The organism is Arthrobacter pityocampae, from assembly GCF_002927275.1.
GTDB lineage: Bacteria > Actinomycetota > Actinomycetes > Actinomycetales > Micrococcaceae > Arthrobacter_D > Arthrobacter_D pityocampae.
The window spans coordinates 146,198-168,435 of sequence record NZ_PRKW01000002.1 but is presented as its reverse complement, the minus strand read 5'-3'; the positions used below and the strand labels follow the sequence as shown (position 1 = coordinate 168,435).

Sequence of the window (22,238 nt, the reverse complement as noted above, 5' to 3'; positions counted from 1 at the left end):
GCGAGGCCCGTAAGGTTGATCGTGTGATTGCGTGGAATTCGACCCCTGTCCCAGTACTCGACGGCACCCAGGCGGGTGTCAGCCTGTTCGACACGGCACTCCAGGGGCCCGCGCCCCTCGGGAACCGGCCGGAGCAGAGCCTCTACGTCTGCGGGATCACCCCGTACGACGCCACGCACCTCGGTCACGCGGCGACGTACGTGGCGTTCGACCTCCTCAACCGGACCTGGCGGGATGCCGGGTCCACGGTGCGCTACGTGCAGAACGTGACCGACGTCGACGATCCGCTCCTCGAGCGCGCCACCGCCACCGGCGTGGACTGGCGGGACCTCGCCGCCGACCAGATCGCCCTGTTCCGGGAGGACATGGAGGCCCTGAACGTCCTGCCGCCGGACCACTACGTCGGGGCCGTCGAGTCGATCGACTGGATCGTCCCGATCGTCGAGAAGCTGGTGGGGCGTGATCTCGCCTACACGGTGCCCGGGGAGGGCGCGGAACCCGACGGCGACGTCTACTTCTCCCTCGACGCGGCGGCCGCCCTCGATACCGACGACGACGCACGCTGGTTCCTCGGTCAGGTCTCGCACCTCGACGTCGAGAAGATGCTCGCGCTCTCGGCCGAGCGCGGCGGCGACCCCCAGCGACCCTTCAAGCGCAACGCCCTCGACCCCCTGCTCTGGCGCGCGGCACGGCCGGGGGAGCCGAGCTGGCCGGGCGGATCGCTCGGCGACGGGCGGCCGGGCTGGCACATCGAGTGTGCCGTCATCGCCCGGCAGTTCCTGCCGTCCCCGTTCACCGTCCAGGGCGGGGGCTCGGACCTCGTCTTCCCGCATCACGAGATGAGCGCCGCCCATGCGTGGGCTGCCGGCGGCACGCCCCTGGCGCAGCACTACGCCCACGCCGGGATGGTCGGCTACGACGGCGGGAAGATGAGCAAGTCCCGCGGGAACCTCGTCCTAGTCTCGAAGCTCCGCCGGGCCGGCGTCGATCCCGCGGCGATCCGCCTCGCGATCCTGGCCCACCACTACCGCGCCGACTGGCCCTGGACGGACGAAGTCCTCGAGACCGCGATCCGCCGGCTGGCCCTGTGGCGCGAGGCCGCGCGGTCCGCGACCCACGACGACGTCGCCGGGCTCCGCGAACAGGTGCGGGCGCATCTGGCGGACGACCTCGACGCGCCGGCAGCGCTGGCCGCGATCGACGCCTGGGCTGCGACGCCGCGTGCCGGCGGGACGGACGGGCGGGCTCTGGCGGACGTCGTCGACGCCCTGCTCGGCGTCCGGCTCTAGCGCCGGCCGACTGGTCCTACTGGTCGCGACGGCGCTTCTTCAGGTACCGCTCGAACTCCCGGGCGATCGACTCGCCGCTGGCCTCCGGGAGGTCCACGGTGTCCTTGGCCTCCTCGAGCTGGCGCACGTAGGCGGCGACCTCGGGGTCCTCCGTGGCGAGTTCGTCGACCCCGCGCTCCCAGGCCTCCGACTCCTCCGTGAGCAGATGGGTGTCCACCGCGACCTGCAGGATCTCCTCGAGTTTGTTCAGGAGCGCGAGCTGCGCCTTCGGCGAGGGCGACTGGCCCACGTAGTGCGGCACGGCGGCCCACAGGGACATGGTGGGGATGTCTGCGAGGAGCCCCATCTCGGCCAGCACGCCCACGATCCCGATCGGACCCTCGTACGTGGACGGCTCGACGTCCAGGCTCTGCCGGACGAGGTCGTCGTCGGAGGTGACCGTCACCGGGATGGGCCGCGAGTGCGGGACGTCCGCCAGGAGCGCACCGACGAGGACGATGCAGTCGACGCTGAGCTCCTTCGCCAGTGCGACCAGTTCGGCGGTGTAGGCGCGCCACTTGTAGGACGGCTCGACGCCGTTGACGAGGATCAGGTCGATGTTCGAGTGGGGCACGACGGTCTTGCTGATGCGGGTGTTGGGCCACTTGATGCGGCGCTGACCGGCCGCGTTCCGCTTGATCATGGGGCGGGTGAACTGGAAGTCGTAGAACTCGTCGGCGTCGATCGTGGAGATGCGCTCACTGCCGAAGAAGCGCCCCATGTACTTCAGCGCGTCGCTGGCCGCCTCGCCGGCGTCGTTCCATCCCTCGAAGGCCGCGAGCATGATCGTGGTCCTGCGCTCGGGCTCGGCGGCGTCCTGGAACAGGTCCTGCACGCCGGTCGGCTGGTTCTCTTCGAAGCTATCCACGCTCTCACCCTAGACCCCGGCACGCGGCGATGTCAGGCGGGCTGTGCTGCCGTGGAGGGGGCGGCGGACGTGCCCTGCCGGGCCGCCCCCGTAGACTTGAAGGCATGGCACCCCACCCTCCCGGCAGCATGCACCTCCTTGCCCCCGACGCGATCGACGACGACGGCGCGGCCGGCGCCGGGAACTCCGGCGGCCTGCGGGGCGTGCTCTGGGACATGGACGGAACCATCGTCGACACCGAGCCCTACTGGATCCGGGCCGAGAAGGACCTCGTCGAGGCGCACGGCGGGACGTGGACGGACGAGCAGGCGACCACCCTCGTGGGCCAGGCCCTCGAATTCTCTGCCGGGCAGCTCCAGCAGGCCGGCGTGGACCTCGGCACCCGCGACATCATCGATCACCTGATCGGGCGCGTGGCAGCCGACGTCGCCAGGGCCGTCCCCTGGCGTCCGGGTGCACGCGAGATGCTCGCCGCGCTGCACGCCGAGGGCATCCCGTGCGCCATGGTCACCATGTCCGAGACCCTCCTCGCCGGTGCGGTCGCCGCGCACCTGCCCGAGGGGACGTTCTCCCACCTCGTCACCGGGGACCGCGTGAGCGCCGGCAAACCCGATCCGGAGGCCTACCAGCTGGGCTTCGACCTGCTGGCGGCCGACCAGCCGGGACTGGGCAAGGACGCCGTGGTCGCGATCGAGGACTCCCTGCCCGGGGTGACCTCGGCCCTCGCCGCCGGGCTCACCACCCTCGCCGTCCCGCACTTCGTGCCCCTGCCGCCGGATGCACGCCGCACCGACTGGGACACCCTCGCCGGACGCACGCCGGCGGACCTCGCGGCCCTGCTGCCGGCCGCCGGGAGCGGTGTCGGGGACGACGCCTTCGACGACGGCGAGAACGTCGCGTGAGCGGAGCCCAGCAGGCACCGCAGCAGGAGAGGACCGCCGGGCTGCCGCTCGGGCGGATCGCCGGCGTCCCGGTGATCCTCGCCTGGTCCTGGTTCGTCATCACGGCGTTCATCGTGCTGGTCTTCGGACCGCGCGTGGGCCAGGTCGTCCCCGGGATCGGCGTCGGCGCGTACGCCGTCGCCCTCGGCTACGCCCTGCTCCTCGCGGCGTCCGTCCTCATCCACGAACTCGCGCACGCGCTCACCGCCCGGTCGTTCGGCTGGCCCACCAAGGAGATCGTGCTCAACCTGTGGGGCGGACACACCCAGTTCGCGAGCTTCAACTCCTCCCCGGGGCGCTCCCTCCTGGTCGCCCTCGCGGGGCCGGCAGCGAACTTCGTGCTCGCCGGCCTGGGCTGGGGAATCCTCCAGATGGTGGACCCTGGCGGCGTCGCCTACCTCCTGACGGTGATCCTCGTCTGGGCGAACCTGCTCGTCGCGGTGTTCAACGTCCTCCCGGGGCTGCCCCTGGACGGCGGGCGCCTCGTCGAGAGCGCGGTCTGGCGGGTCACCGGGAGCCAGGAGAAGGGCACCGTGGCGGCCGGCTGGGCCGGACGCGTCCTCGTGGTCCTGCTGCTGGGTTCCGTGGTGGCCGTGCCGCTGGTCCAGGGCCGCGGTCCCGATCTCCCGTTCATCCTCATCGCCGTGGTCATGGGCGCCTTCCTGTGGATGGGGGCGACGGCCGCGATCACGAACGCGAAGATGCGCCTGCGCCTGCCCGCGATCAGCGCCGGACGCCTGCAGCAACCCGCGGTCGGTGTCCCCGCGGGCACGAGCGTGCTCGCCGTCCGCCGCATCCTCCGGGAGAACCCGGGGACCGCCGTCGTCCTCACCGGGCCCACCGGTGTCCCCGAGGCCGTGGTGGACGACGCCGCACTGCTGGCCGTCCCCGACGAGACCGCGGACGCCACAGCGGCCACCGCCGCCGCGCGGCGCCTCGCCGCCGGCGCATACGTCCCCGAGTGGGCCGAGGGGCAGGAGCTCGTGCAGTTCCTCGCACGCCTCGAAGGCAACGAGTACGCCGTCGTGAACCGCGCCGGCGCCGTCACCGGACTGCTCCACCAGCGGACGGTCGTGCAGGCCATCACGGGCAAGGGCACCGCGGGAACAGCTCCCGGCGCCTGACCGACGGCCGCACTCCGCCCCACCACGCACCCGTCCTCCCCGCCTCGACCACCCCATTCATGCCGGCCCCGCCGGCCCACGCCGAAGGACCCTCCATGAGCACCGCCCCCACCCCCGAAGCCCCCGCCGGCCCGCACGGCGCCGCGGCCCGCCGCGGCCCGTTCCGCGCCGGCGAGCGCGTCCAGCTGACCGACGAGAAGGGCCGCATGAACACGGTCACCCTCACGCCCGGCGGCGCGTTCCACACCCACAAGGGCTTCCTCCAGCACGACTCCCTCATCGGCGCCACCGAGGGCACCATCCTCGAGAACACCACCGGCCAGCTGTACCAGGCCCTGCGGCCCCTGCTGTCGGACTTCGTCCTGTCGATGCCGCGCGGCGCGGCCGTCGTCTACCCGAAGGACGCCGGCCAGATCGTGACGATGGCCGACATCTACCCGGGCGCGCGCGTCGTCGAGGCCGGCGTGGGCTCCGGGGCGCTGTCCATCTCGCTGCTGCGGGCCGTGGGCGACGACGGCTATCTGCACTCCTTCGAGCGCCGCGAGGAGTTCGCGGACATCGCCCGCGGCAACGTCGAGACGATCTTCGGCGGACCCCACCCGGCCTGGCGGATCACCCTCGGCGACTTCCAGGAGCAGGTCCTCGCCCAGGAGGAGCCCGGATCCGTGGACCGCGTGGTCCTGGACATGCTCGCACCCTGGGAGTGCCTCGACGCCGTCGCCACCGTGCTGGCCCCCGGGGGTGTCTGGATCAGCTACGTGGCCACGGTCACGCAGCTCTCCCGCACCGCCGAGGCCATCCGCGCGGACGGCCGCTTCACGGAGCCCGAGGGGTGGGAGTCCATGGTGCGCGGCTGGCACCTCGAGGGCCTCGCCGTCCGCCCCGACCACCGCATGGTCGCCCACACCGGGTTCCTGCTGACCGCCCGCCGGCTGGCCGAGGGCGCCACCGGCTTCACCCCGAAGCGCCGGCCCTCCAAGACCGGGTTCAGCGAGGAGGACCTCAACGCCTGGACACCGCAGGCGGTGGGGGAGCGCGAGGTCTCCGACAAGCGGCTGCGCCGCGTGGCCCGGGATGCGGCGTCCACCATCCAGCGCGGCTCCCTGCCGGCCGAGGAGGCCCAGGCCCGCCGCGACGCGATCGCCGACGGCGGCACCGTCGAGTAGGGCGTCGGCGGGTCCCCGATGACGGGAAGATGACGGGAAGAGGTCCGAGGCCCCCACGCGTTACACAGGGCAGCAACAGTACGTAGAGCGGACCGAGGTCTGCGCTAAGGTCGAAAGACAGCCGAAGGTCGAACCGAAGGTGGCGAACCGAAATGCCGGAATCCGATGATTACGCTCCTGCCGCCGGATCGAGCGAGCCGAACGCCCCGCTCGTCGACAACTCCGCCGCGCAGCGCCAGCTGAACGTCCTGCGGGACAAACTCCGCCACATCGACCGCCAGCTCGGGGCAGCCACCCAGAACAACGGGAAGCTCGTCGCCGCCCTCGAGTCCGCGCGCACCGAGATCGTCCGGCTGAAGGCCGCCCTCGAGAAGGAGGGCGCGGCTCCCTTCAGCTTCGCCACCGTGATGCAGGTGAACCCGAAACGCCCGTCCGAGCCCGGGACCACCACGGAGGCCACGGTGCAGGACACCGCGGACATCCTGCAGTCGGGGCGGAAGCTGCGCGTCACCGTCAGCCCGCTGATCAACGTCCGGCAGCTCGCGCCCGGCCAGGAGGTGCTCCTCAACGAGTCCCTCACGATCGTCGCGGCCCTCGGCTACGAGCGCGCCGGGGAGATCGTCACCATCAAGGAACTCCTGGGCACCGACCGCGCGCTCGTGGTGGGACGCACGGACGACGAACGCGTCATCAAGCTCAGCGGCCCCCTGCAGGCCGAGAGGATCCGCGTGGGCGACGCCCTCGCCGTCGACACGAAGTCCGGCTACGGTCTGGAGAAGGTACCGCGCAGCGAGGTGGAGAACCTCGTGCTCGAGGAGGTCCCGGACATCGCGTACGGCGACATCGGCGGGCTCGGCCCGCAGATCGAGCAGATCCGCGACGCCGTCGAGCTCCCGTTCCTGCACCCCGACCTCTACCGGGAGCACGGCCTCAAGCCGCCCAAGGGCATCCTCCTGTACGGGCCGCCGGGCTGCGGGAAGACCCTCATCGCAAAGGCCGTCGCCAATTCGCTCGCCGCCCGCGCGGCGGAGCGCGCCGGCGTCGAGCAGATCCGCAGCTACTTCCTCAACATCAAGGGCCCCGAGCTCCTCGACAAGTACGTGGGCGAGACCGAGCGCCACATCCGGCTCATCTTCGCCCGCGCGCGGGAGAAGGCCTCGGACGGCAGCCCCGTCGTCGTGTTCTTCGACGAGATGGACTCGCTCTTCCGCACCCGCGGCACCGGTGTCTCCTCCGACGTCGAGACGACGATCGTCCCGCAGCTGCTCAGCGAGATCGACGGCGTCGAGAAGCTCGAGAACGTGATCGTCATCGGCGCCTCCAACCGCGAGGACATGATCGACCCCGCCATCCTGCGGCCGGGCCGGCTGGACGTGAAGATCAAGATCCAGAGGCCCGACGCCGAGGGCGCCGCCGAGATCTTCGCGAAGTACATCACGGCGGACCTGCCGCTGCACGCGGACGACCTCGCCGAGAACGGCAACGACCCGCGGACCACCATCGCCGAGATGATCCGCCGCACGGTCGAACAGATGTACTCGACCGACAAGTCCAACGAGTACCTCGAGGTGACGTACGCCAACGGCGACACCGAGATGCTCTACTTCAAGGACTTCAACTCCGGCGCGGTCATCCAGAACGTCGTGGACCGCGCGAAGAAGTACGCCATCAAGGACCTCCTCCTGGACGGCAGCAAGGGGCTGCGCATCGAGCACCTGATGCGCGCCGTGGTGGACGAGTTCCGCGAGCACGAGGACATGCCCAACACCACGAACCCGGACGACTGGGCGCGTATCTCCGGCAAGAAGGGCGAGCGCATCACCTACATCCGCACGATCGTGCAGGGCAAGGCCGGCCAGGAGCCGGGCAAGTCGATCGAGACGACGGCGAACACGGGCCAGTATCTGTGATCGTCACGGGGGGACGAGAGACCGGGCAGCCGGGGGAGCTGCCCGCCGTCGGTGACGGCATCTCCGTCCACCGGGTCATGGGGACGGAGACCGAGTACGGCATCATCGCCCCGGCCCTGCCGTCGGCGAATCCCACGCTGCTGTCCTCGCAGGTGGTCAACGCCTACGCCGCGACGCTGCGCGAGGGGCTCGGCAACCTCGTCAACACGCGCTGGGACTACACGGACGAGACGCCGCTGACCGACGCCCGCGGGTTCCGGATGGACCGCGGCAGCGCCCATCCCAGCCAGCTCACCGACGAGCCCGTGGAGCTCACCGCCGAGCAGATCGCGCTCGAGCGCGGCGAACCCGCCGAAGCCGCCGTGCTCATGAACCTCGTCCTCAACAACGGTGCCCGGCTCTACGTGGACCACGCCCACCCCGAGTACTCCTCACCCGAAGTCACGAACCCCCTCGACGCCGTGCTCTGGGACCGCGCCGGGGACCACGTGGCCGTGGCCGCGATGGACCGGATCGGTACCACCCCCGGCTTCTCGCCCGTGATCCTGTACAAGAACAACACGGACAACAAGAGCGTCTCCTACGGCTCCCACGAGAACTACCTCGTCCCCCGGAGGGTCCCCTTCTCCAGGCTCGCCGAGGCCCTCATCCCCTTCTTCGTCTCGCGCCAGGTGATCTGCGGTGCAGGGCGTGTGGGCCTGGGCCCCCTGAACCAGGAGGCCGGCTTCCAGATCAGCCAGCGGGCCGACTTCTTCGAGAACGAGATCGGCCTCGAGACGACCGTCCGGCGTCCCATCATCAACACGCGCGACGAACCCCACGCGGTCGCGGAGAAGTACCGGCGGCTGCACGTCATCATCGGCGACGCCAACCTGAACGAGGTGTCCAACTACCTGAAGCTCGGCACCACCGCCCTCGTGCTCTCGCTCATCGAGCAGGGCCTCGCGCCGGTCCCCGAGCTCGAGGACCCGGTCGAGGCCCTGCGCGCCATCAGCCACGACCCCTCCCTGACGGTGGAGGTCCGGCTCAGGGACGGGCGGTCCCTGACCGGACTCCAGCTGCAGGAGCTCTACTGCGACGCGGTCACGGCCGCACTCCCGGCGGACGCCGACCGGCAGACCCGCGACGTCGTCGACCGCTGGCAGTCGCTGCTGGCGACGCTGCGGCGCGACCCGATGGAGGCGGCCCGCGCCGTCGACTGGGTGGCGAAGCTGAAGGTCCTCGAGGCGTACCGGACCCGGGACGGCCTCGCGTGGACTGATCCCCGCCTCGCGCTCATCGACCTGCAGTACGCCGACCTGCGCCCCGCGAAGGGCATCTACCAGCGCCTGGCACGCAGGGGGGACGTCGACCTGCTCGTCGAGCCCGCCGACGTCGCGCGGGCCGCCGTCGAACCACCGCGGGACACGCGCGCCTACTTCCGTGGCCGGTGTATCGCCGAGTACCCCGCCGAGGTGGTCGGCGCGAGCTGGGACTCGCTGATCTTCGAGCTCCCGGGGGAGCGGAGGCTGCAGCGCGTCCAGACCCGCGAGCCGCTGCGGGGCACGGAGTCGCTCACCGGGGCGTTGTTCGATGCAGCCACGGACGCCGAGGATTTCCTCGCCCGATTGTTGAGCGGCCCGGATCGGCGCGTGGCACCATAGGAGCCTGACCTCCGAACCCAGCAGAACGACGGAAAGGGTGGATACCGTGGCGACACAGGACCGCAAGAACACCGGCGGAACGTCCTCCGCGGAGGAGGAAGACCTCGACACACCCGCCCCCGCGGCTCCCGCGGCGGCGCAGGATTCCGGCCAGACCCAGGGCGTCGACGACCTGCTCGACGAGATCGACGGCGTCCTCGAGTCCAACGCGGAGGAGTTCGTGCGCGGCTTCGTGCAGAAGGGCGGCCAGTAGCGGATGCTCCCGGATGATGCAGCGGCAGCGGTCCCACGGGCCGCCTCGACGTCCTTCGCCGACTATCTGGGCGCTCACCATCCGGGACTGCTGCCGTCGAACCGGTCCCTCGGACCGGCCCCCGCGACCTCCGACGCCTCCCGTCTCGCCCCGCACGCGACGACGATCGTCTCGCTCACCTTCCCGGGCGGCGTGCTCATGGCGGGTGACCGCCGGGCGACGATGGGCAATGTGATCGCGAGCCGCCACATCGAGAAGGTGTTCCCGGCGGACCGCTCCTCCGTGCTCGGGATCGCCGGCAGCGCCGGCATCGGCGTCGACCTGGCGCGGCTGTTCCAGGTGGAGCTGGAGCACTACGAGAAGATCGAAGCGACCATGATGAGCCTGGACGGCAAGGCCAACCGCCTCGCCGCGATGGTCCGGCAGAACCTGCCGATGGCCATGCAGGGCCTCGCCGTCGTCCCGCTCTTCGCCGGCTTCGACGCGGACCGGCACCTCGGGCGCCTGTTCTCGTTCGACGTCACGGGCGGCCGCTACGAGGAGCACGAACACCACTCCGTCGGCTCCGGGTCGGTCTTCGCCCGGGGGGCGCTCAAGAAGCTGTGGAACCCGCACCTCACCGAGGCGTCGGCCGTCCGCGTGGCGGTCGAAGCCCTCTACGACGCGGCCGACGACGACTCCGCCACCGGCGGTCCGGACACCGTGCGCGGCCTGTGGCCCGTGGTCTACGTCGTGGACGCAGCCGGTACGCGCCGCGTCCCGGAGCGGGAGCTCGAGGCCGTGGCGCACACCATCATCGACGCCCGTTCGTCCGCGGGCCGGGAGGCATAGGCCATGACGCAGCAGTTCTACGTCTCACCCGAGCAGCTGATGAAGGACCGCGCCGACTTCGCGCGGAAGGGCATCTCGCGGGGCCGGTCCGTGGTGGTGATGAGCTGCCGGGACGGCATCGCCCTCGTCGCCCAGAACGCCTCGCCCTCCCTGCACAAGCTCGGGGAGATCTACGACCGCATCGCCTTCGCGGCGGTCGGCAAGTACAACGAGTTCGAGAGCCTCCGCCAGGCCGGGGTCCGCTACGCGGACGTCCGCGGCTACTCCTACGCCCGCGAGGACGTCACGGCGCGGGGCCTCGCCAGCGTGTACGCGCAGAGCCTCGGCGCCGTGTTCACGGCCGAGAGCAAGCCCTTCGAGGTGGAGCTCGTGGTGGCCGAAGTGGGCCGCAGCCAGGAGGCCGACCACCTCTACCGGCTCACCTTCGACGGCTCCATCGCGGACGAGGCGGGCTTCGTGGTCATGGGCGGCGCGGCCGACGCCGTCGTCGGCGGCCTCCGCGACACGTGGTCCGCGGACGTCGGGCTCGCCGACGGCGTCCGGGCCGCCGCACGGGCCCTCGCGGGTGCGGCCACCGGCACCGCGGGCGACGGCGACCGGTCGGGGACCCCCGCCCTCGACCCCTCCGTCCTCGAGGTCGCGTTCCTCGAACGCGACCCTGACACCCTGCGCGGCAGCCACCGCGCGTTCCGCCGGATCGGCGGACCCGAACTCGAGATCGTGCTCCAGGGCGGGCAGGAGAACTGATGGACCGGCGTATCTTCGGTGTCGAGACCGAGTTCGGGATCTCCTACTCGGGGCCCGACTCCCGCCCGCTGTCACCCGAGGAGGTGGCCCGCTACCTGTTCCGCAAGGTCGTCAGCTGGGGCAGGTCCTCCAACGTGTTCCTGACGAACGGGTCGCGCCTGTACCTCGACGTCGGTTCGCACCCCGAGTACGCGACGGCGGAGTGCGACGACCTCGCGCAGCTCGTCGCCCACGACCGCGCCGGCGAGCTGATCCTCGAGGACCTCGTCTCCGAGGCGCAGCGGAAGCTGTCGCAGGAGGGCTACGACGGGCGGATCTACCTCTTCAAGAACAACACGGACTCCGCGGGCAACTCCTACGGCAGCCACGAGAACTACCTCATCCCGCGCAAGCTCGAATTCGCCCGGCTCGCGGACATCCTGATCCCGTTCCTCGTGACCCGCCAGCTGCTCGTCGGCGCCGGGAAGGTCCTGAAGACGCAGGCCGGGTCCATCTACGCGTTCTCCCAGCGCGCGGACCACCTGTGGGAGGGCATCTCCTCCGCGACGACCCGCTCACGGCCCATCATCAACACCCGGGACGAGCCGCACGCCGACGCCGAACACTACCGCCGGCTGCACGTCATCGCCGGTGACTCGAACATGTCCGAGACCACGACGCTGCTCAAGATCGGCTCCGTGGACCTGCTGCTGCGGATGGTCGAGGCGGGCGAGCTGATGCGCGACTACCGCCTGGAGAATCCCATCCGGAGCATCCGCGAGATCTCCCACGACCTCACCGGCCGCCAGCTCCTCAAGCTCGCGAACGGCCGTCACATGACGGCGCTGGAGATGCAGCGGGAGTACCTCGCGAAGGCGACGGCCTTCGTCGAGCAGCACGGGGCCCACAACCAGCACGTTCCCGCCATCCTGGACCTGTGGGAGCGCGTCCTCGACGCGGTGGAGACCGGGAACACCGCGCCCGTCGACCGGGAGATCGACTGGGCGATCAAGAAGAAGCTGATCGACCGGTACCTGGCGCGGTCCGGCGACGACCTCGATTCGGCGAGGGCCGCCCAGCTCGACCTCACCTACCACGACATCTCCCGCACGCGCGGCCTCTTCTTCCTCCTTCAGGCCAGGGGGGAGGCCGCCCGCGTCGTCGAGGAGACGGCGGTGAAGGAGGCGGTGGACGTGCCGCCCCACACCACCCGGGCACGGCTGCGCGGCGAGTTCGTCCGGCGCGCCAAGGAGGCCAACCGTGACTACACGGTGGACTGGGTGCACCTCAAACTCAACGACAGGGCGCAGCAGACCATCCTCTGCAAGGACCCCTTCGCCTCCGTCGACGAGCGGGTCGAGGCGCTGCTGCGGCAGCTGTGACGGCGACGGCGCTCCTCGGAACCGTTAGGCTGGGCGGGGCCCTTTGTTCCACGGGCGGCCCGGACCGGATCCCCAACCGAAAGTAGCTTCGTGCGAAAAGTACTCACAACCTCCGTTGCGCTCACGCTGTTCCTGTCAGGCTGTGGCGGGCTCATGACGGACGACCTGACGGGCGACTCGGCCGGGGACTCGTCGGGCAGTTCGTCCGGGACGTCGGCCGGCGCCACCGGGATCCTCGAGTCCGTCGAAGTATCCGGCGGAACGGACGAAGAGGCACCGAGCGTCGAATTCGACGAGCCCCTCGACATCACCGGTGTGGCCGCGAGGACCGTCGTCGACGGAGACGGGGACGCGATCGAGGCCGGCGAGCAGGTCCGGTACCAGATCGTCGCGCTCAACGCGGAGGACGGCGAGGTCCTCGGTGACACCTACAGCCAGGGCGAGCCGCAGGTCCTCCCCGTGGACGACACGCTCAAGGAACAGGATGCGGAGCTCTACGAGGTCCTGACCGGGTCGAAGGTCGGCGCGCAGGTGGCCTACACCCGCCCTGCACCCGAGGCCGTGGAGGGCCAGCCGGCCACCCCGGAGCAGCTGATCGTCCTGAAGGTCATCTCCGCCGAGCAGCCTCCGCCGGAGCCCGAGGTGCTCTCGCCCGCGGACGTCAAGAAGCTCGACGACGACGACCAGCTGCCCACCTTCACCTTCGGGGACGAGGGCGCCCCCGAGGTCACCATCCCGGACAACGAGCCCTCCGACGACCTCGTCGTGAAGGTCCTCAAGGAAGGCACCGGCGAGGAGATCACCGAGACCGACACCATCACCGCCAAGTACGCCGGCTGGCGCTGGGAGGACGGCGAGCAGTTCGACTCCAGCTACGAACGCGGCGAGCCCATCGAATTCCCGCTGACCGGCGTCATCGAGGGCTGGACCAAGGGCCTCGCCGGCCAGAAGGTCGGCTCCCAGCTGCTCCTGGTCATCCCGGGCCCCTGGGCCTACGGAGACCCGGCGCCCCAGGGACAGCCCTCCGGAACCCTCGTGTTCTTCGTCGAGATCACCGACAAGGCCGACGCCGAGTAACGCCCGCCCCGCCAACAACCCTTCACCGACCCAAGGAGCAGCCATGTCATTTGGACACCGCGAATTCGACCGCCAGAAGCCCGAGATCGACTTCCCCGCGCACGACGCCCCCACCGACCTCGTCATCGAGGACATCATCACGGGCACCGGCGACGAGGCGAAGCCGGGCAACACCGTCTCCACCCACTACGTGGGCGTCGCCTTCTCCACGGGCGAGGAATTCGACGCGTCCTGGAACCGGGGCACCCCGCTCGACTTCAAGGTCGGCGTCGGCCAGGTCATCCAGGGCTGGGACCAGGGACTCCTCGGCATGAAGGTCGGCGGCCGCCGCCGCCTCGAGATCCCCTCGCAGCTCGCCTACGGCGCGAACGGCGCCGGCTCGGCGATCGGGCCCAACGAGGCGCTGATCTTCGTCGTCGACCTCCTCGGGGTCCGCTAGCGCCACCGGTGCGGCCGCCCATCCGCGGCCGCCCCCTGTACTGCCACACGGAAGGGACGTACGTCGACCACGGTCGGTGTGCGTCCCTTCCGCCGCTCCCGTGAAGGTAGGGTTTTCCCGTGTCCGCAAAACGTACCGAACGCCTCCTCACCCTCGTGATCATGCTCCTGTCGAGCCGCCGCGGGTTCACGAAGGAGGAACTGTTCGAGGAGATCGACCTGTACCGGGAGGCGACGTCCGTCGCGGCCCGCGAGAAGCTCTTCGACCGCGACAAGGCGGCGCTGCGCGAGCAGGGCATCCCGCTGGAGGCCTACAGCGAGGACGCCCTGTTCGACAACGACAACACCGTGCAGCGGTACCGCATCAGCGCCGAGAACTACCGGCTCGGCGGCGTCAGCTTCCTGCCCGAGGAGTACGCCGTCCTCAACCTCGCCGCCGGCGTCTGGGACCAGGGCTCGCTCGACTCCGCGGCGTCCCGCGCCCTGCGGAAACTCAGCTCCCGCAGCACGGACGGCGGGACCGAGCTCACGCCGCTCATCCAGCCGCGCATCACCACGGACGCCCCCTACTGGGACACCGTGTGGCAGGCCCTGACCTCCCGCGCCCCCCTCCGCTTCCCCTACCGGGCCGCGAGCACCGGCCGCGAGGAGATGCGCACCGTGCACCCCTGGGGGATGGGCGCGCGCTTCGGCCACTGGTACGTCGTCGGCTTCGACACCACCCGTAAGGCCGAACGGTTCTTCCGCCTCTCTCGCATGACCGGTGAACCCGTCATCCTGCCGGGGACGTTCGAGGTCCCGGCGTCCTTCGACATGAACCAGACGCTGTCCTCGCTGTCCCGCAGCGAGCCCGACCGCATCGCGGTCGTCGCGGCGCGGCCCGGCTCCTGCCAGGTGCTGCGCGTGCGCAAGGACACCGAGATCCTGCAGACCGGGGAGGAGTGGGACGTCCTGCGGGTGCCGTACGCGGCGTCGAGCCCCATGGCCGCGACCATCGCCGGGCTGGGCGTCAACGCCCGGGTCCGTGAGCCGCAGGAGCTGGCCGCGGAGGTCGTCCGGCTCCTCGACGACGCCCACGCGGCGGCCCTCGCCGCGCCCGAGCACCTCGAGATCAGCGGGCGCGCCCGCCCCGCGCCGCGTCGCAAGTCCTCCTCCCAGGACCACCTGCTGCGCCTGCTCGACCTCGTCCCATACCTTCTGGCGCACCCCGGGGCGGAGGTGGGGGAGACGGCGCGCCGGTTCGACGTGACCGAGGTCCAGCTCACCAAGGACCTCGACCTGCTGTTCGTCAGCGGGCCGCGGCACTACCCGGACGGGCTGATGGACGTGAACATCGAGGAGGACAGGATCTACCTCACCAACGCCCGCGACCTCGCCGAGCCCGTGAAGCTCAGCATGGACGAGGCCTGCTCCCTCCTCGTGGGGCTCCAGGCCCTCCGGGAGCTCCCCGGCATGCGCGACAACGAGGCGATCATCAGCGCCCAGACGAAGCTCACGGCCGCGGCCGGCGACGCCGCGCGCATCGGGACGGCCGTCGCGACCAAGCTCACGGAGGACGACGTCGACCCGACGCTCGAGGTACTGCAGGCCGCCCTGCACTCGAACGTGCGCGTGGACGTGGACTACTTCGTCCCCACCCGCGACGAGATCACGCGTCGCCTCCTCGAACCGGTCCGCATCTTCCTGCACCAGGACACGTGGTACCTCGAGGCGTGGAGCGTGGACTCCGACGGGCTGAGGAACTTCCGGCTGGACCGCATCCAGCGGGCCACCCTGACGGACCAGCCGGCCACCGCGGACCTGGACGAGGAGTTCCTCGCCCGCGACCGGCGGAGCGTCGCGCCCTACCGCTCCGGGGACGCCGATCTCGCCGTCACGCTCCTGCTCGAGCCCCGGGCCCGCTGGATCGCCGCCCAGTACAACGCCGACGCCGTGCAGGAGCTCGGCGAGGACCGCCTGGCCGCCCGCCTCAAGGTGGCGTCCAGTGCCTGGATCCCGGGCCTCGTGGCCGGTCTCGGCGGATCGGCGGCGGTCATCGCCCCGGCGGAGCTGCGCGCGGAGACCCTCCGCTGGCTGGACGCTGCACGCGCGCACCAGGCACTGGCCTAGACTGGCATCATGCTCTGGTGGATGTGGATCGTGCTGTGGGTCGCGCTGGTGGCCGTCAGCGTCATCTTCCTCGTCGTCGTCGGCTTCCGCGTCTTCCGCCGCATCATGCGAACACTCCGTGAATTCGGGGAGGCGATGGATCGCCTCCAGGTGGACGCGCCCGCTGCCGGCACCGCGGACGACGGCGTCGGAACCGCCCGCTCGGGCGCGCCCGGCATCCCCGTCCCCGCCGTGTTCTCGGCCCCGGAGGCGGTCCGCGCGGCCCGGGACCTGGCCAGGACCCGCCGCGTCGACGACCGGCGCGCGCGCCGCATCGCGAGGCGTGCCCGGCGCGAACAGCCGCAGCTCCTGCAGGACATGCCCCACCTGTGAACTAAACTCGAGGGTGAACCAACGAGAGGAAATGGGCATGAGGCTCGAAGGCTGGCACATCGTCATCATCATCGTCCTAGCGATCGTCCTGTTCGGCGCGCCGAAGCTGCCCGGACTGGCCCGCAGCGTGGGACAGTCCCTGCGGATCTTCAAGTCCGAGGTGAAGCAGATGAAGGACGAGAACAACACCGGTGAGACCGGCACGGATCCCGTGGAGGGCCGCGTCGTGAACACTCCGGGGCCCCAGACGTACACGCCCACCTATCAGGCACCGGCGTATCAGGCGCCCGTCCCGCCGCACGGGCAGGCCCAGGGACCGGCGCAGCCCCACGGCGCGTCCCCGGTTCCCGGTGACCAGGTCCCCGGGACCGACGGCCAGGGGGCCGTCCCGCCGCAGGGTCCGTCACAGCAGAGCGGTAGCTCGCACACCAGCCCGTAGGCAGGATTCCTCCCCGTGTCACCCGCATCGGCGCGCAAGCGCGGCAGGAAGGCCAACCCCGAGGGGCGCATGGCCCTGAAGGAGCACCTGCGCGAGGCCCGGAACCGGCTGTTCAAGTCCGCGATCGCGGTTCTCGCCGCGACCGTGCTGGGCTTCTTCGTGTACGAGCCGGTCCTGCGCGCCCTCGCGGCCCCGATCATCGCGATCAACGAGCAGGAGGGCCGCACCGCGTCCCTGAACTTCGACAGTGCCGCCTCGCCGTTCGACCTCCTCATCCAGGTCTCGGTGTTCCTGGGTCTGGTGCTCTCCAGCCCGGTCTGGCTCTATCAGTTGTGGGCGTTCATCACGCCCGGTCTGAAGACCAAGGAGCGGCGGATCGCGCTGGCCTTCATCGCCGTGGCGTTCCCGCTGTTCCTCGCCGGGATCTGGTTGGCGTGGCTGATCCTGCCCAACGCGGTGCGGGTGCTGACCGAGTTCACGCCGGAGGACTTCTCCAACTACATCAGCGTGTCCGTGTACTTCGCGTTCGTGCTGCGGCTGATGCTGGCTTTCGGGATCGCGTTCCTGCTGCCGGTGGTCCTGGTCGGGCTCAACATGGTGGGCGTGGTCTCCGGGAAGCAGATCCTCAAGGCCTGGCGCATCACCGTGTTCCTGGTCTGCCTGTTCGCCGCGATGGCGGCACCGGGCGGGGACGCGCTGAGCATGTTCTACCTCGCGGTACCCCTGCTGCTCCTGTTCTTCGTGGCCATCGGTCTGTGCCTGCTCAACGACAAGCGCAGGGCCCGCCGCACCGCCGCCCGCGAGGCCGCCGTCGACGCCACCGCCGACACCGCCACACCCCTGGACGCCCTCTAGCCCGGGCACGCCGCGCCGCACGCCCGCAAGCAGGGCCCGGCACCGGCGGCACCGTGTGCCCGGCCCGGGTGAAGCGTCTAGGGTGGAACGATGAACACCCCCGCGGAGAGATACGCCGCTGCACGGGCCCGCGCCCGCCACTCCCGGACGCAGCTGTTCCAGTTCGAGCAGACCCTCGATTTCGAACTCGATCCGTTCCAGCGGGAAGCATGCACCGCCCTCGAGTCCGGCAGGGGAGTGCTCGTCGCGGCGCCGACCGGCGCCGGCAAGACGGTGGTCGGCGAATTCGCGGTCTTCCTGGCGCTGCAGCACGGCCTCAAAGCCTTCTACACCACGCCCATCAAGGCGCTCAGCAACCAGAAGTACTCCGAGCTGGCCGCCGTGCACGGCAGCGACCGCGTGGGCCTGCTGACGGGCGACACGAGCATCAACGGCGACGCCGACGTCATCGTGATGACCACCGAGGTGCTGCGCAACATGCTCTACGCCGACTCCGAAGCCCTCGACAACCTCGGGTACGTGGTGATGGACGAGGTGCACTACCTGGCCGACCGCTTCCGCGGCGCCGTGTGGGAGGAGGTGATCATCCACCTGCCCACCGAGGTGAAGCTGGTGTCCCTCAGCGCCACCGTGTCCAACGCGGAGGAGTTCGGCGCGTGGCTGGACACCGTGCGGGGGGACACCGACGTCGTCGTGTCGGAGCACCGGCCCGTACCCCTCTGGCAGCACGTCATGGTGGGCCACGACCTGATCGACCTGTTCGCCGGCGACATCGCCTTCGACGAGGCCGCGCCCGCCGGCGCGGAGGCCGGTGCCCGGGACCAGTACGACGTCAACCCCGAACTGCTCGACCTGGCCAGCAGCGAGACCCGCATGAACCAGCGCGCCGGCTGGGGCGCCGGCGGCCGGCGCGGCAAACAGCGCAACGGCCGCGGCGGGCAACCCCCGACGACGATGGTCCGGCGGGCCACGAGGCCCCAGGTGATCTCGGCCCTGGACCGCTCCGACCTGTTACCGGCCATCACGTTCATCTTCTCGCGGGCCGGCTGCGAGGCCGCCGTCACCCAGTGCCTGCAGGCCGGGCTGTGGCTCACCACGGAGGACGAACGCGACGAGATCAGCGAGACGGTGGACGCCGCCACGATGGACATCCCGCGCGACGACCTCGAGATCCTCGGGTTCTGGACCTGGCGCGAAGGCCTCATCCGCGGCTTCACCGCCCACCACGCCGGCATGCTGCCGACCTTCAAGGAAATCGTCGAGAAGCTGTTCGCCGCAGGTCTGGTGAAGGCCGTGTTCGCCACCGAGACCCTCGCCCTCGGCGTGAACATGCCGGCCCGCACCGTGGTGCTGGAGAAGCTGGACAAGTTCAACGGTGAGGCCCACGTGAACGTGACGGCGGGGGAGTACACGCAGCTCACCGGCAGGGCCGGGCGCCGCGGGATCGACGTCGAGGGCCACGCCGTCGTGCTGTGGCAGCCCGGCACCGACCCGGGGGCGGTGGCGGGCCTCGCCTCCCGGCGCACCTACCCGCTGAACTCGAGCTTCCGCCCCACCTACAACATGAGCATCAACCTCATGGCGCAGTTCGGCCAGGAACGCTCGCGGGAGATCCTCGAGACCTCCTTCGCGCAGTTCCAGGCGGACCGCTCCGTGGTGGGGCTCGCGAAGCAGGTTCGCAGCCGCGAGGAGTCCCTCAGGGGCTACGAGAAGTCCATGACCTGCCACCTCGGTGACTTCCGCGAGTACGCGAACCTGCGCCGCGAGCTCTCCGAGCTCGAATCCCGGGCGTCCCGCGACCGGTCCCGCACCCTGCGCTCGGCCGCGGAGTCGTCCCTGGAGTCCCTGCGGCCCGGGGACGTGATCGACGTCCCCGGCGGCCGCAGCCAGGGCTTCGCCGTGGTGCTCGACGGCGACACGTCGAGGGAACCCCGGCCCACCGTCCTCACCCTCGAGACGCAGATCCGCCGCGTCGGGGTGCAGGACCTCGACGGGCCCGTCGAGGTGCTCTCCCGCATCCGCATCCCCAAGCACTTCAGCGCCCGCAGCCCGAAGGACCGCCGGGATCTCACCTCGTCCCTGCGGAACGCGCTGCAGGAGAACCGTCCGCCCCGCCAGGGGGCGGACCGCGTGTCCGCCGGGTACTCGGCGTCGGCCGCCGCGGAGGAACGCGCCATCACGGACCTCCGGCGCCGCCTCCGCGCCCACCCCTGCCACGGCTGCAGCGAGCGCGAGCAGCACGCCCGCTGGGCCGAACGGTGGGGGAAGCTGCGCCGGGAGACCGACCGCCTCTCCGGCCAGATCCGGGGCCGCACGAACACGATCGCGAAGACCTTCGACCGCGTCTCCGAGGTCCTCGGGCACTACGGCTACCTCGACTACACCGGCGACGGCGTCGTCGTCAGCGCCTCCGGCCAGACGCTCCGGCGCATCTACGGGGAGAAGGACCTCCTGATCGCGCTGTGCATCGAGCAGGGGGCGTTCAGCGAGCTCGACGCCGCCGAACTCGCCGCGGTCGTCACGGTGCTCGTGTACCAGGCGAAGCGGGAGGAGCGGGGCCTGCGCCCGGTCATGCCGAGCGTGGCGCTGGAGGGCTCCGTCGAGACGATCATCCGCCAGTGGTCGCAGCTCAACGACGTCGAGGAGCAGCACCGGCTCCCCGTCACCGGGGAACCGGAGCTCTCGCTCGTGTGGCCGATGTTCAAGTGGGCGCAGGGCCGCTCCCTCCAGGCAGCCCTGAGCGGGACCGACCTGGCGGCCGGTGACTTCGTGCGCTGGTCGAAGCAGGTCATCGACCTCCTCGACCAGCTCGCGAAGGTCCCGGACCTGCCCGGCACCCTGCAGCAGACCTGCAAGCGCGCGATCGCCCTGGTCCGTCGGGGCGTGGTGGCATACTCGAACATCAGCGAGTAGCCCCCGCCGCCGCCGGACCAGCCCTCCACAGAAAGCCACCCAGCACCGCCATGTCCCTTCCTGAGCGCCCCCTGCCCGTCCTGTACCGCAACGGCTCCGTCTACAGCCCCGCCGACCCCTTCGCCACCGCCATGCTCGTGGACGGCGGGACGGTGGCGTGGGTCGGCACCGAGCACGCCGCCGCGAACCTCACCGGCCCCGGCGTCCGGACCGTGGACCTCGACGGCGCGCTCATCGCCCCCGGATTCGTCGACGCGCACACGCACACCACCGAGACGGGCATCGCCCTCGGTTCGATCGACCTCACCGGGTGCCGTTCCCTACGGGACCTGCTCGACGCCGTGTCCGCGGCGGCGGCCTCCGGCGCGTCCACGATCCTCGGGTTCGGCTGGGACGAGTCCGGGTGGCCCGAGAAACGGGTACCGACCGCCGGTGAGCTCGACCGCGCCGGCAACGGCGCCCTCGTCTACCTCGTGCGCGCCGACATCCATTCGGCCGCCGTCTCGGGTGCGCTGGCGGCCGGCCTCGGCCTCGCCGGAACGGACGGCTGGGACGACGGCTTCGTAGTCCGGGACGCCCACGAGGCGGCCCGCAGGGCCACCCGGAGCCTGTCTCCGGACCAGCGGCGCACCTACCAGCAGGCGGCGCTCCTCCATGCCGCCTCCCGGGGCTACGTCGCGCTGACGGAGATGGCCGCCCCGCACATCGCGCCCCGCGAGGACCTGGAGATCCTGCTCTCCATCGACGGCCCGACCGGCGGGGTGCCCCTGCCAGAGATCATCCCCTACTGGGCGCAGCGGACGTCCTCGCGGGACGAGGTGCGCGAGCTGATGCTGGGCTTCGGCGGGCGCCTGGCGGGCCTCGCCGGGGACCTCAACGTCGACGGGTCCATCGGCTCCCGCACTGCAGCCCTCCGCGAACCGTACAGCGACGCTCCGGGGAGCCGGGGCTCCCTCTACCTGGACGTGGACGCCGTCGCCGCCCACCTGCTGGCCGCGACGGCGGAGACGGTGCAGGCCGGCTTCCACGTCATCGGGGATGCAGGGCTCGACGTCGTCCTGCAGGGCCTCGAACGCACCGCGCGGGAGCTGGGCGTGGAGGAGGTCCGTCGCGCCCGCCACCGCCTGGAGCACGTGGAACTCGCCGACGACGACGCGATCGCCGCGCTGGTGCACTACGGCGTGGCTGTCAGCGGCCAGCCCGCCTTCGACGCCCTGTGGGGAGCCGAGGACGGCCTGTACGCCCAGCGGCTGGGGGAGCGGCGCGCGGGCATGAACCGCTTCGCCTCGCTCCTGTCCGCGGGCGTGCTCGTGGCGCTGGGGTCCGACAGCCCGGTCACGGCGCTCGACCCCTGGGCGTCGGTGGGAGCGTGCCTGCGCCACAGCAACGCCTCGGAGACCGTCTCCGCACGTGCCGCGTTCATCGCCCACACGCGCGCGGGCTGGCGGCTCGCCGGCCGCAGTCCCATGATGGGGCAGCTCGCCCCGGGGACGCCCGCGTCCTTCGCGGTCTGGAAGGTCGACGAACTGATGGTCCAGACCCCGGACAACCGGGTGCAGTCGTGGAGCACGGATCCCCGCGCGGGGACCCCGCTGCTGCCGGCGCTCGACACCGAGAACGCGCCGGAATGCCTCGAGACCGTCCACGACGGGCACCGCCTGTTCGCGGCGGAGGGCTTCGCGGGCGGCTGACCCGGAGCCCGGCGGCAGACATCCGGTGGCGGGGAACGACCGGCCCCTGACCTGCATCGGGACACGTTTCTGCAGGTCAGGGGGTTGTTGACACGTCCTCCACAGCACGTAAGCTCGGAAGAACGGGTTAGAGGACCTCCTGAGGGAGGGAACCTGGCCGGTCTCCGCAAGC

Annotated in this window: 19 protein-coding genes; 18 read left to right on the top strand and 1 reads right to left on the bottom strand. The window is 71.1% G+C overall.

The window, feature by feature from the left end; translation table 11 throughout:
* The first annotated feature begins 23 nt into the window (after positions 1 to 23).
* Positions 24 to 1,289 carry a cysteine--1-D-myo-inosityl 2-amino-2-deoxy-alpha-D-glucopyranoside ligase gene (gene mshC, locus C4K88_RS04665; protein WP_104120475.1) on the top strand — a complete coding sequence of 422 codons (1,266 nt, stop codon included), beginning with the start codon at positions 24 to 26 and terminating at the stop codon, positions 1,287 to 1,289.
* Between the two features lie 16 nt (positions 1,290 to 1,305).
* Here mshC and C4K88_RS04660 read toward each other — a convergent pair whose 3' ends face one another.
* Positions 1,306 to 2,196: a PAC2 family protein gene (locus C4K88_RS04660; RefSeq protein ID WP_394251809.1), complete on the bottom strand. Its 891-nt coding sequence runs from the start codon at positions 2,194 to 2,196 to the stop codon at positions 1,306 to 1,308.
* 104 nt (positions 2,197 to 2,300) lie between these two features.
* Between C4K88_RS04660 and C4K88_RS04655 the strand changes: the two genes are divergently transcribed.
* The 17 genes from C4K88_RS04655 (at position 2,301) to C4K88_RS04575 (ending at position 22,066) form a co-directional block, all read left to right on the top strand.
* The gene (locus C4K88_RS04655; RefSeq protein ID WP_277621634.1) at positions 2,301 to 3,098 is read left to right on the top strand and encodes an HAD family hydrolase; all 798 of its coding nucleotides are present in this window, start codon (positions 2,301 to 2,303) and stop codon (positions 3,096 to 3,098) included.
* Positions 3,095 to 4,261: a site-2 protease family protein gene (locus tag C4K88_RS04650; RefSeq protein WP_104120474.1), complete on the top strand. Its 1,167-nt coding sequence runs from the start codon at positions 3,095 to 3,097 to the stop codon at positions 4,259 to 4,261. The genes C4K88_RS04655 and C4K88_RS04650 overlap by 4 nt, the downstream gene beginning before the upstream one ends.
* 95 nt (positions 4,262 to 4,356) lie before the next feature.
* Positions 4,357 to 5,427, top strand: coding sequence for a tRNA (adenine-N1)-methyltransferase (locus C4K88_RS04645; RefSeq protein ID WP_193900721.1), 1,071 nt, complete (start codon positions 4,357 to 4,359; stop codon positions 5,425 to 5,427).
* Between the two features lie 152 nt (positions 5,428 to 5,579).
* Positions 5,580 to 7,337 carry a proteasome ATPase gene (arc, locus tag C4K88_RS04640; RefSeq protein ID WP_104120472.1) on the top strand — a complete coding sequence of 586 codons (1,758 nt, stop codon included), beginning with the start codon at positions 5,580 to 5,582 and terminating at the stop codon, positions 7,335 to 7,337.
* Positions 7,338 to 7,414: 77 nt separating this feature from the next.
* Entirely contained in the window at positions 7,415 to 8,980 is a 1,566-nt protein-coding gene (dop, locus tag C4K88_RS04635; RefSeq protein ID WP_104120793.1) for a depupylase/deamidase Dop, read from the top strand.
* A 46-nt stretch (positions 8,981 to 9,026) separates the two neighbouring features.
* Positions 9,027 to 9,233, top strand: coding sequence for a ubiquitin-like protein Pup (locus tag C4K88_RS04630; RefSeq protein WP_104120792.1), 207 nt, complete (start codon positions 9,027 to 9,029; stop codon positions 9,231 to 9,233).
* A 3-nt stretch (positions 9,234 to 9,236) separates the two neighbouring features.
* Positions 9,237 to 10,064, top strand: coding sequence for a proteasome subunit beta (gene prcB / locus C4K88_RS04625; protein WP_104120471.1), 828 nt, complete (start codon positions 9,237 to 9,239; stop codon positions 10,062 to 10,064).
* 3 nt (positions 10,065 to 10,067) lie between these two features.
* A complete protein-coding gene (prcA, locus tag C4K88_RS04620; protein ID WP_104120470.1) occupies positions 10,068 to 10,811 on the top strand; it encodes a proteasome subunit alpha in 744 nt (247 codons plus the stop codon).
* Positions 10,811 to 12,172: a Pup--protein ligase gene (gene pafA, locus C4K88_RS04615; protein ID WP_104120469.1), complete on the top strand. Its 1,362-nt coding sequence runs from the start codon at positions 10,811 to 10,813 to the stop codon at positions 12,170 to 12,172. Before prcA ends, pafA begins: the two co-directional genes overlap by 1 nt.
* 153 nt (positions 12,173 to 12,325) lie before the next feature.
* Complete coding sequence (locus C4K88_RS04610) at positions 12,326 to 13,249, top strand: FKBP-type peptidyl-prolyl cis-trans isomerase (RefSeq protein WP_104120468.1); 924 nt, start codon at positions 12,326 to 12,328, stop codon at positions 13,247 to 13,249.
* A gap of 43 nt (positions 13,250 to 13,292) precedes the next feature.
* Positions 13,293 to 13,688 (top strand): FKBP-type peptidyl-prolyl cis-trans isomerase, encoded by a 396-nt coding sequence (locus C4K88_RS04605; RefSeq protein ID WP_104120467.1) that lies wholly within the window; start codon positions 13,293 to 13,295, stop codon positions 13,686 to 13,688.
* A gap of 119 nt (positions 13,689 to 13,807) precedes the next feature.
* Positions 13,808 to 15,796, top strand: a complete 1,989-nt coding sequence (locus C4K88_RS04600) for a helix-turn-helix transcriptional regulator (RefSeq protein WP_104120466.1) — start codon at positions 13,808 to 13,810, stop codon at positions 15,794 to 15,796.
* Between the two features lie 9 nt (positions 15,797 to 15,805).
* A complete protein-coding gene (locus C4K88_RS17510; RefSeq protein ID WP_174705209.1) occupies positions 15,806 to 16,168 on the top strand; it encodes a DUF948 domain-containing protein in 363 nt (120 codons plus the stop codon).
* Positions 16,169 to 16,205: 37 nt separating this feature from the next.
* Positions 16,206 to 16,607 (top strand): Sec-independent protein translocase subunit TatA, encoded by a 402-nt coding sequence (gene tatA, locus C4K88_RS17855; RefSeq protein WP_277621633.1) that lies wholly within the window; start codon positions 16,206 to 16,208, stop codon positions 16,605 to 16,607.
* A 69-nt stretch (positions 16,608 to 16,676) separates the two neighbouring features.
* On the top strand, positions 16,677 to 17,462 hold the full coding sequence (gene tatC, locus C4K88_RS04585) for a twin-arginine translocase subunit TatC (protein ID WP_104120465.1): 786 nt from the start codon (positions 16,677 to 16,679) through the stop codon (positions 17,460 to 17,462).
* Positions 17,463 to 17,552: 90 nt separating this feature from the next.
* Positions 17,553 to 20,375, top strand: coding sequence for a DEAD/DEAH box helicase (locus C4K88_RS04580; protein ID WP_104120464.1), 2,823 nt, complete (start codon positions 17,553 to 17,555; stop codon positions 20,373 to 20,375).
* 50 nt (positions 20,376 to 20,425) lie between these two features.
* Positions 20,426 to 22,066 carry an amidohydrolase gene (locus C4K88_RS04575; protein WP_104120463.1) on the top strand — a complete coding sequence of 547 codons (1,641 nt, stop codon included), beginning with the start codon at positions 20,426 to 20,428 and terminating at the stop codon, positions 22,064 to 22,066.
* The last annotated feature ends 172 nt before the right edge of the window (positions 22,067 to 22,238 follow it).

Excerpts from the sequence above, each read along its gene's own strand:
- C4K88_RS04645 (WP_193900721.1), top strand. The coding sequence starts at position 4,357 with ATGAGCACCGCCCCCACCCCCGAAGCCCCCGCCGGCCCGCACGGCGCC.
- dop (WP_104120793.1), top strand. The coding sequence starts at position 7,415 with ATGGGGACGGAGACCGAGTACGGCATCATCGCCCCGGCCCTGCCGTCG.
- C4K88_RS04605 (WP_104120467.1), top strand. The coding sequence starts at position 13,293 with ATGTCATTTGGACACCGCGAATTCGACCGCCAGAAGCCCGAGATCGAC.
- tatA (WP_277621633.1), top strand. The coding sequence starts at position 16,206 with ATGAGGCTCGAAGGCTGGCACATCGTCATCATCATCGTCCTAGCGATC.
- arc (WP_104120472.1), top strand. The coding sequence starts at position 5,580 with ATGCCGGAATCCGATGATTACGCTCCTGCCGCCGGATCGAGCGAGCCG.
- C4K88_RS17510 (WP_174705209.1), top strand. The coding sequence starts at position 15,806 with ATGCTCTGGTGGATGTGGATCGTGCTGTGGGTCGCGCTGGTGGCCGTC.
- tatC (WP_104120465.1), top strand. The coding sequence starts at position 16,677 with ATGGCCCTGAAGGAGCACCTGCGCGAGGCCCGGAACCGGCTGTTCAAG.
- C4K88_RS04655 (WP_277621634.1), top strand. The coding sequence starts at position 2,301 with ATGGCACCCCACCCTCCCGGCAGCATGCACCTCCTTGCCCCCGACGCG.
- prcB (WP_104120471.1), top strand. The coding sequence starts at position 9,237 with ATGCTCCCGGATGATGCAGCGGCAGCGGTCCCACGGGCCGCCTCGACG.
- C4K88_RS04580 (WP_104120464.1), top strand. The coding sequence starts at position 17,553 with ATGAACACCCCCGCGGAGAGATACGCCGCTGCACGGGCCCGCGCCCGC.
- prcA (WP_104120470.1), top strand. The coding sequence starts at position 10,068 with ATGACGCAGCAGTTCTACGTCTCACCCGAGCAGCTGATGAAGGACCGC.
- C4K88_RS04610 (WP_104120468.1), top strand. The coding sequence starts at position 12,326 with ATGACGGACGACCTGACGGGCGACTCGGCCGGGGACTCGTCGGGCAGT.
- pafA (WP_104120469.1), top strand. The coding sequence starts at position 10,811 with ATGGACCGGCGTATCTTCGGTGTCGAGACCGAGTTCGGGATCTCCTAC.
- C4K88_RS04575 (WP_104120463.1), top strand. The coding sequence starts at position 20,426 with ATGTCCCTTCCTGAGCGCCCCCTGCCCGTCCTGTACCGCAACGGCTCC.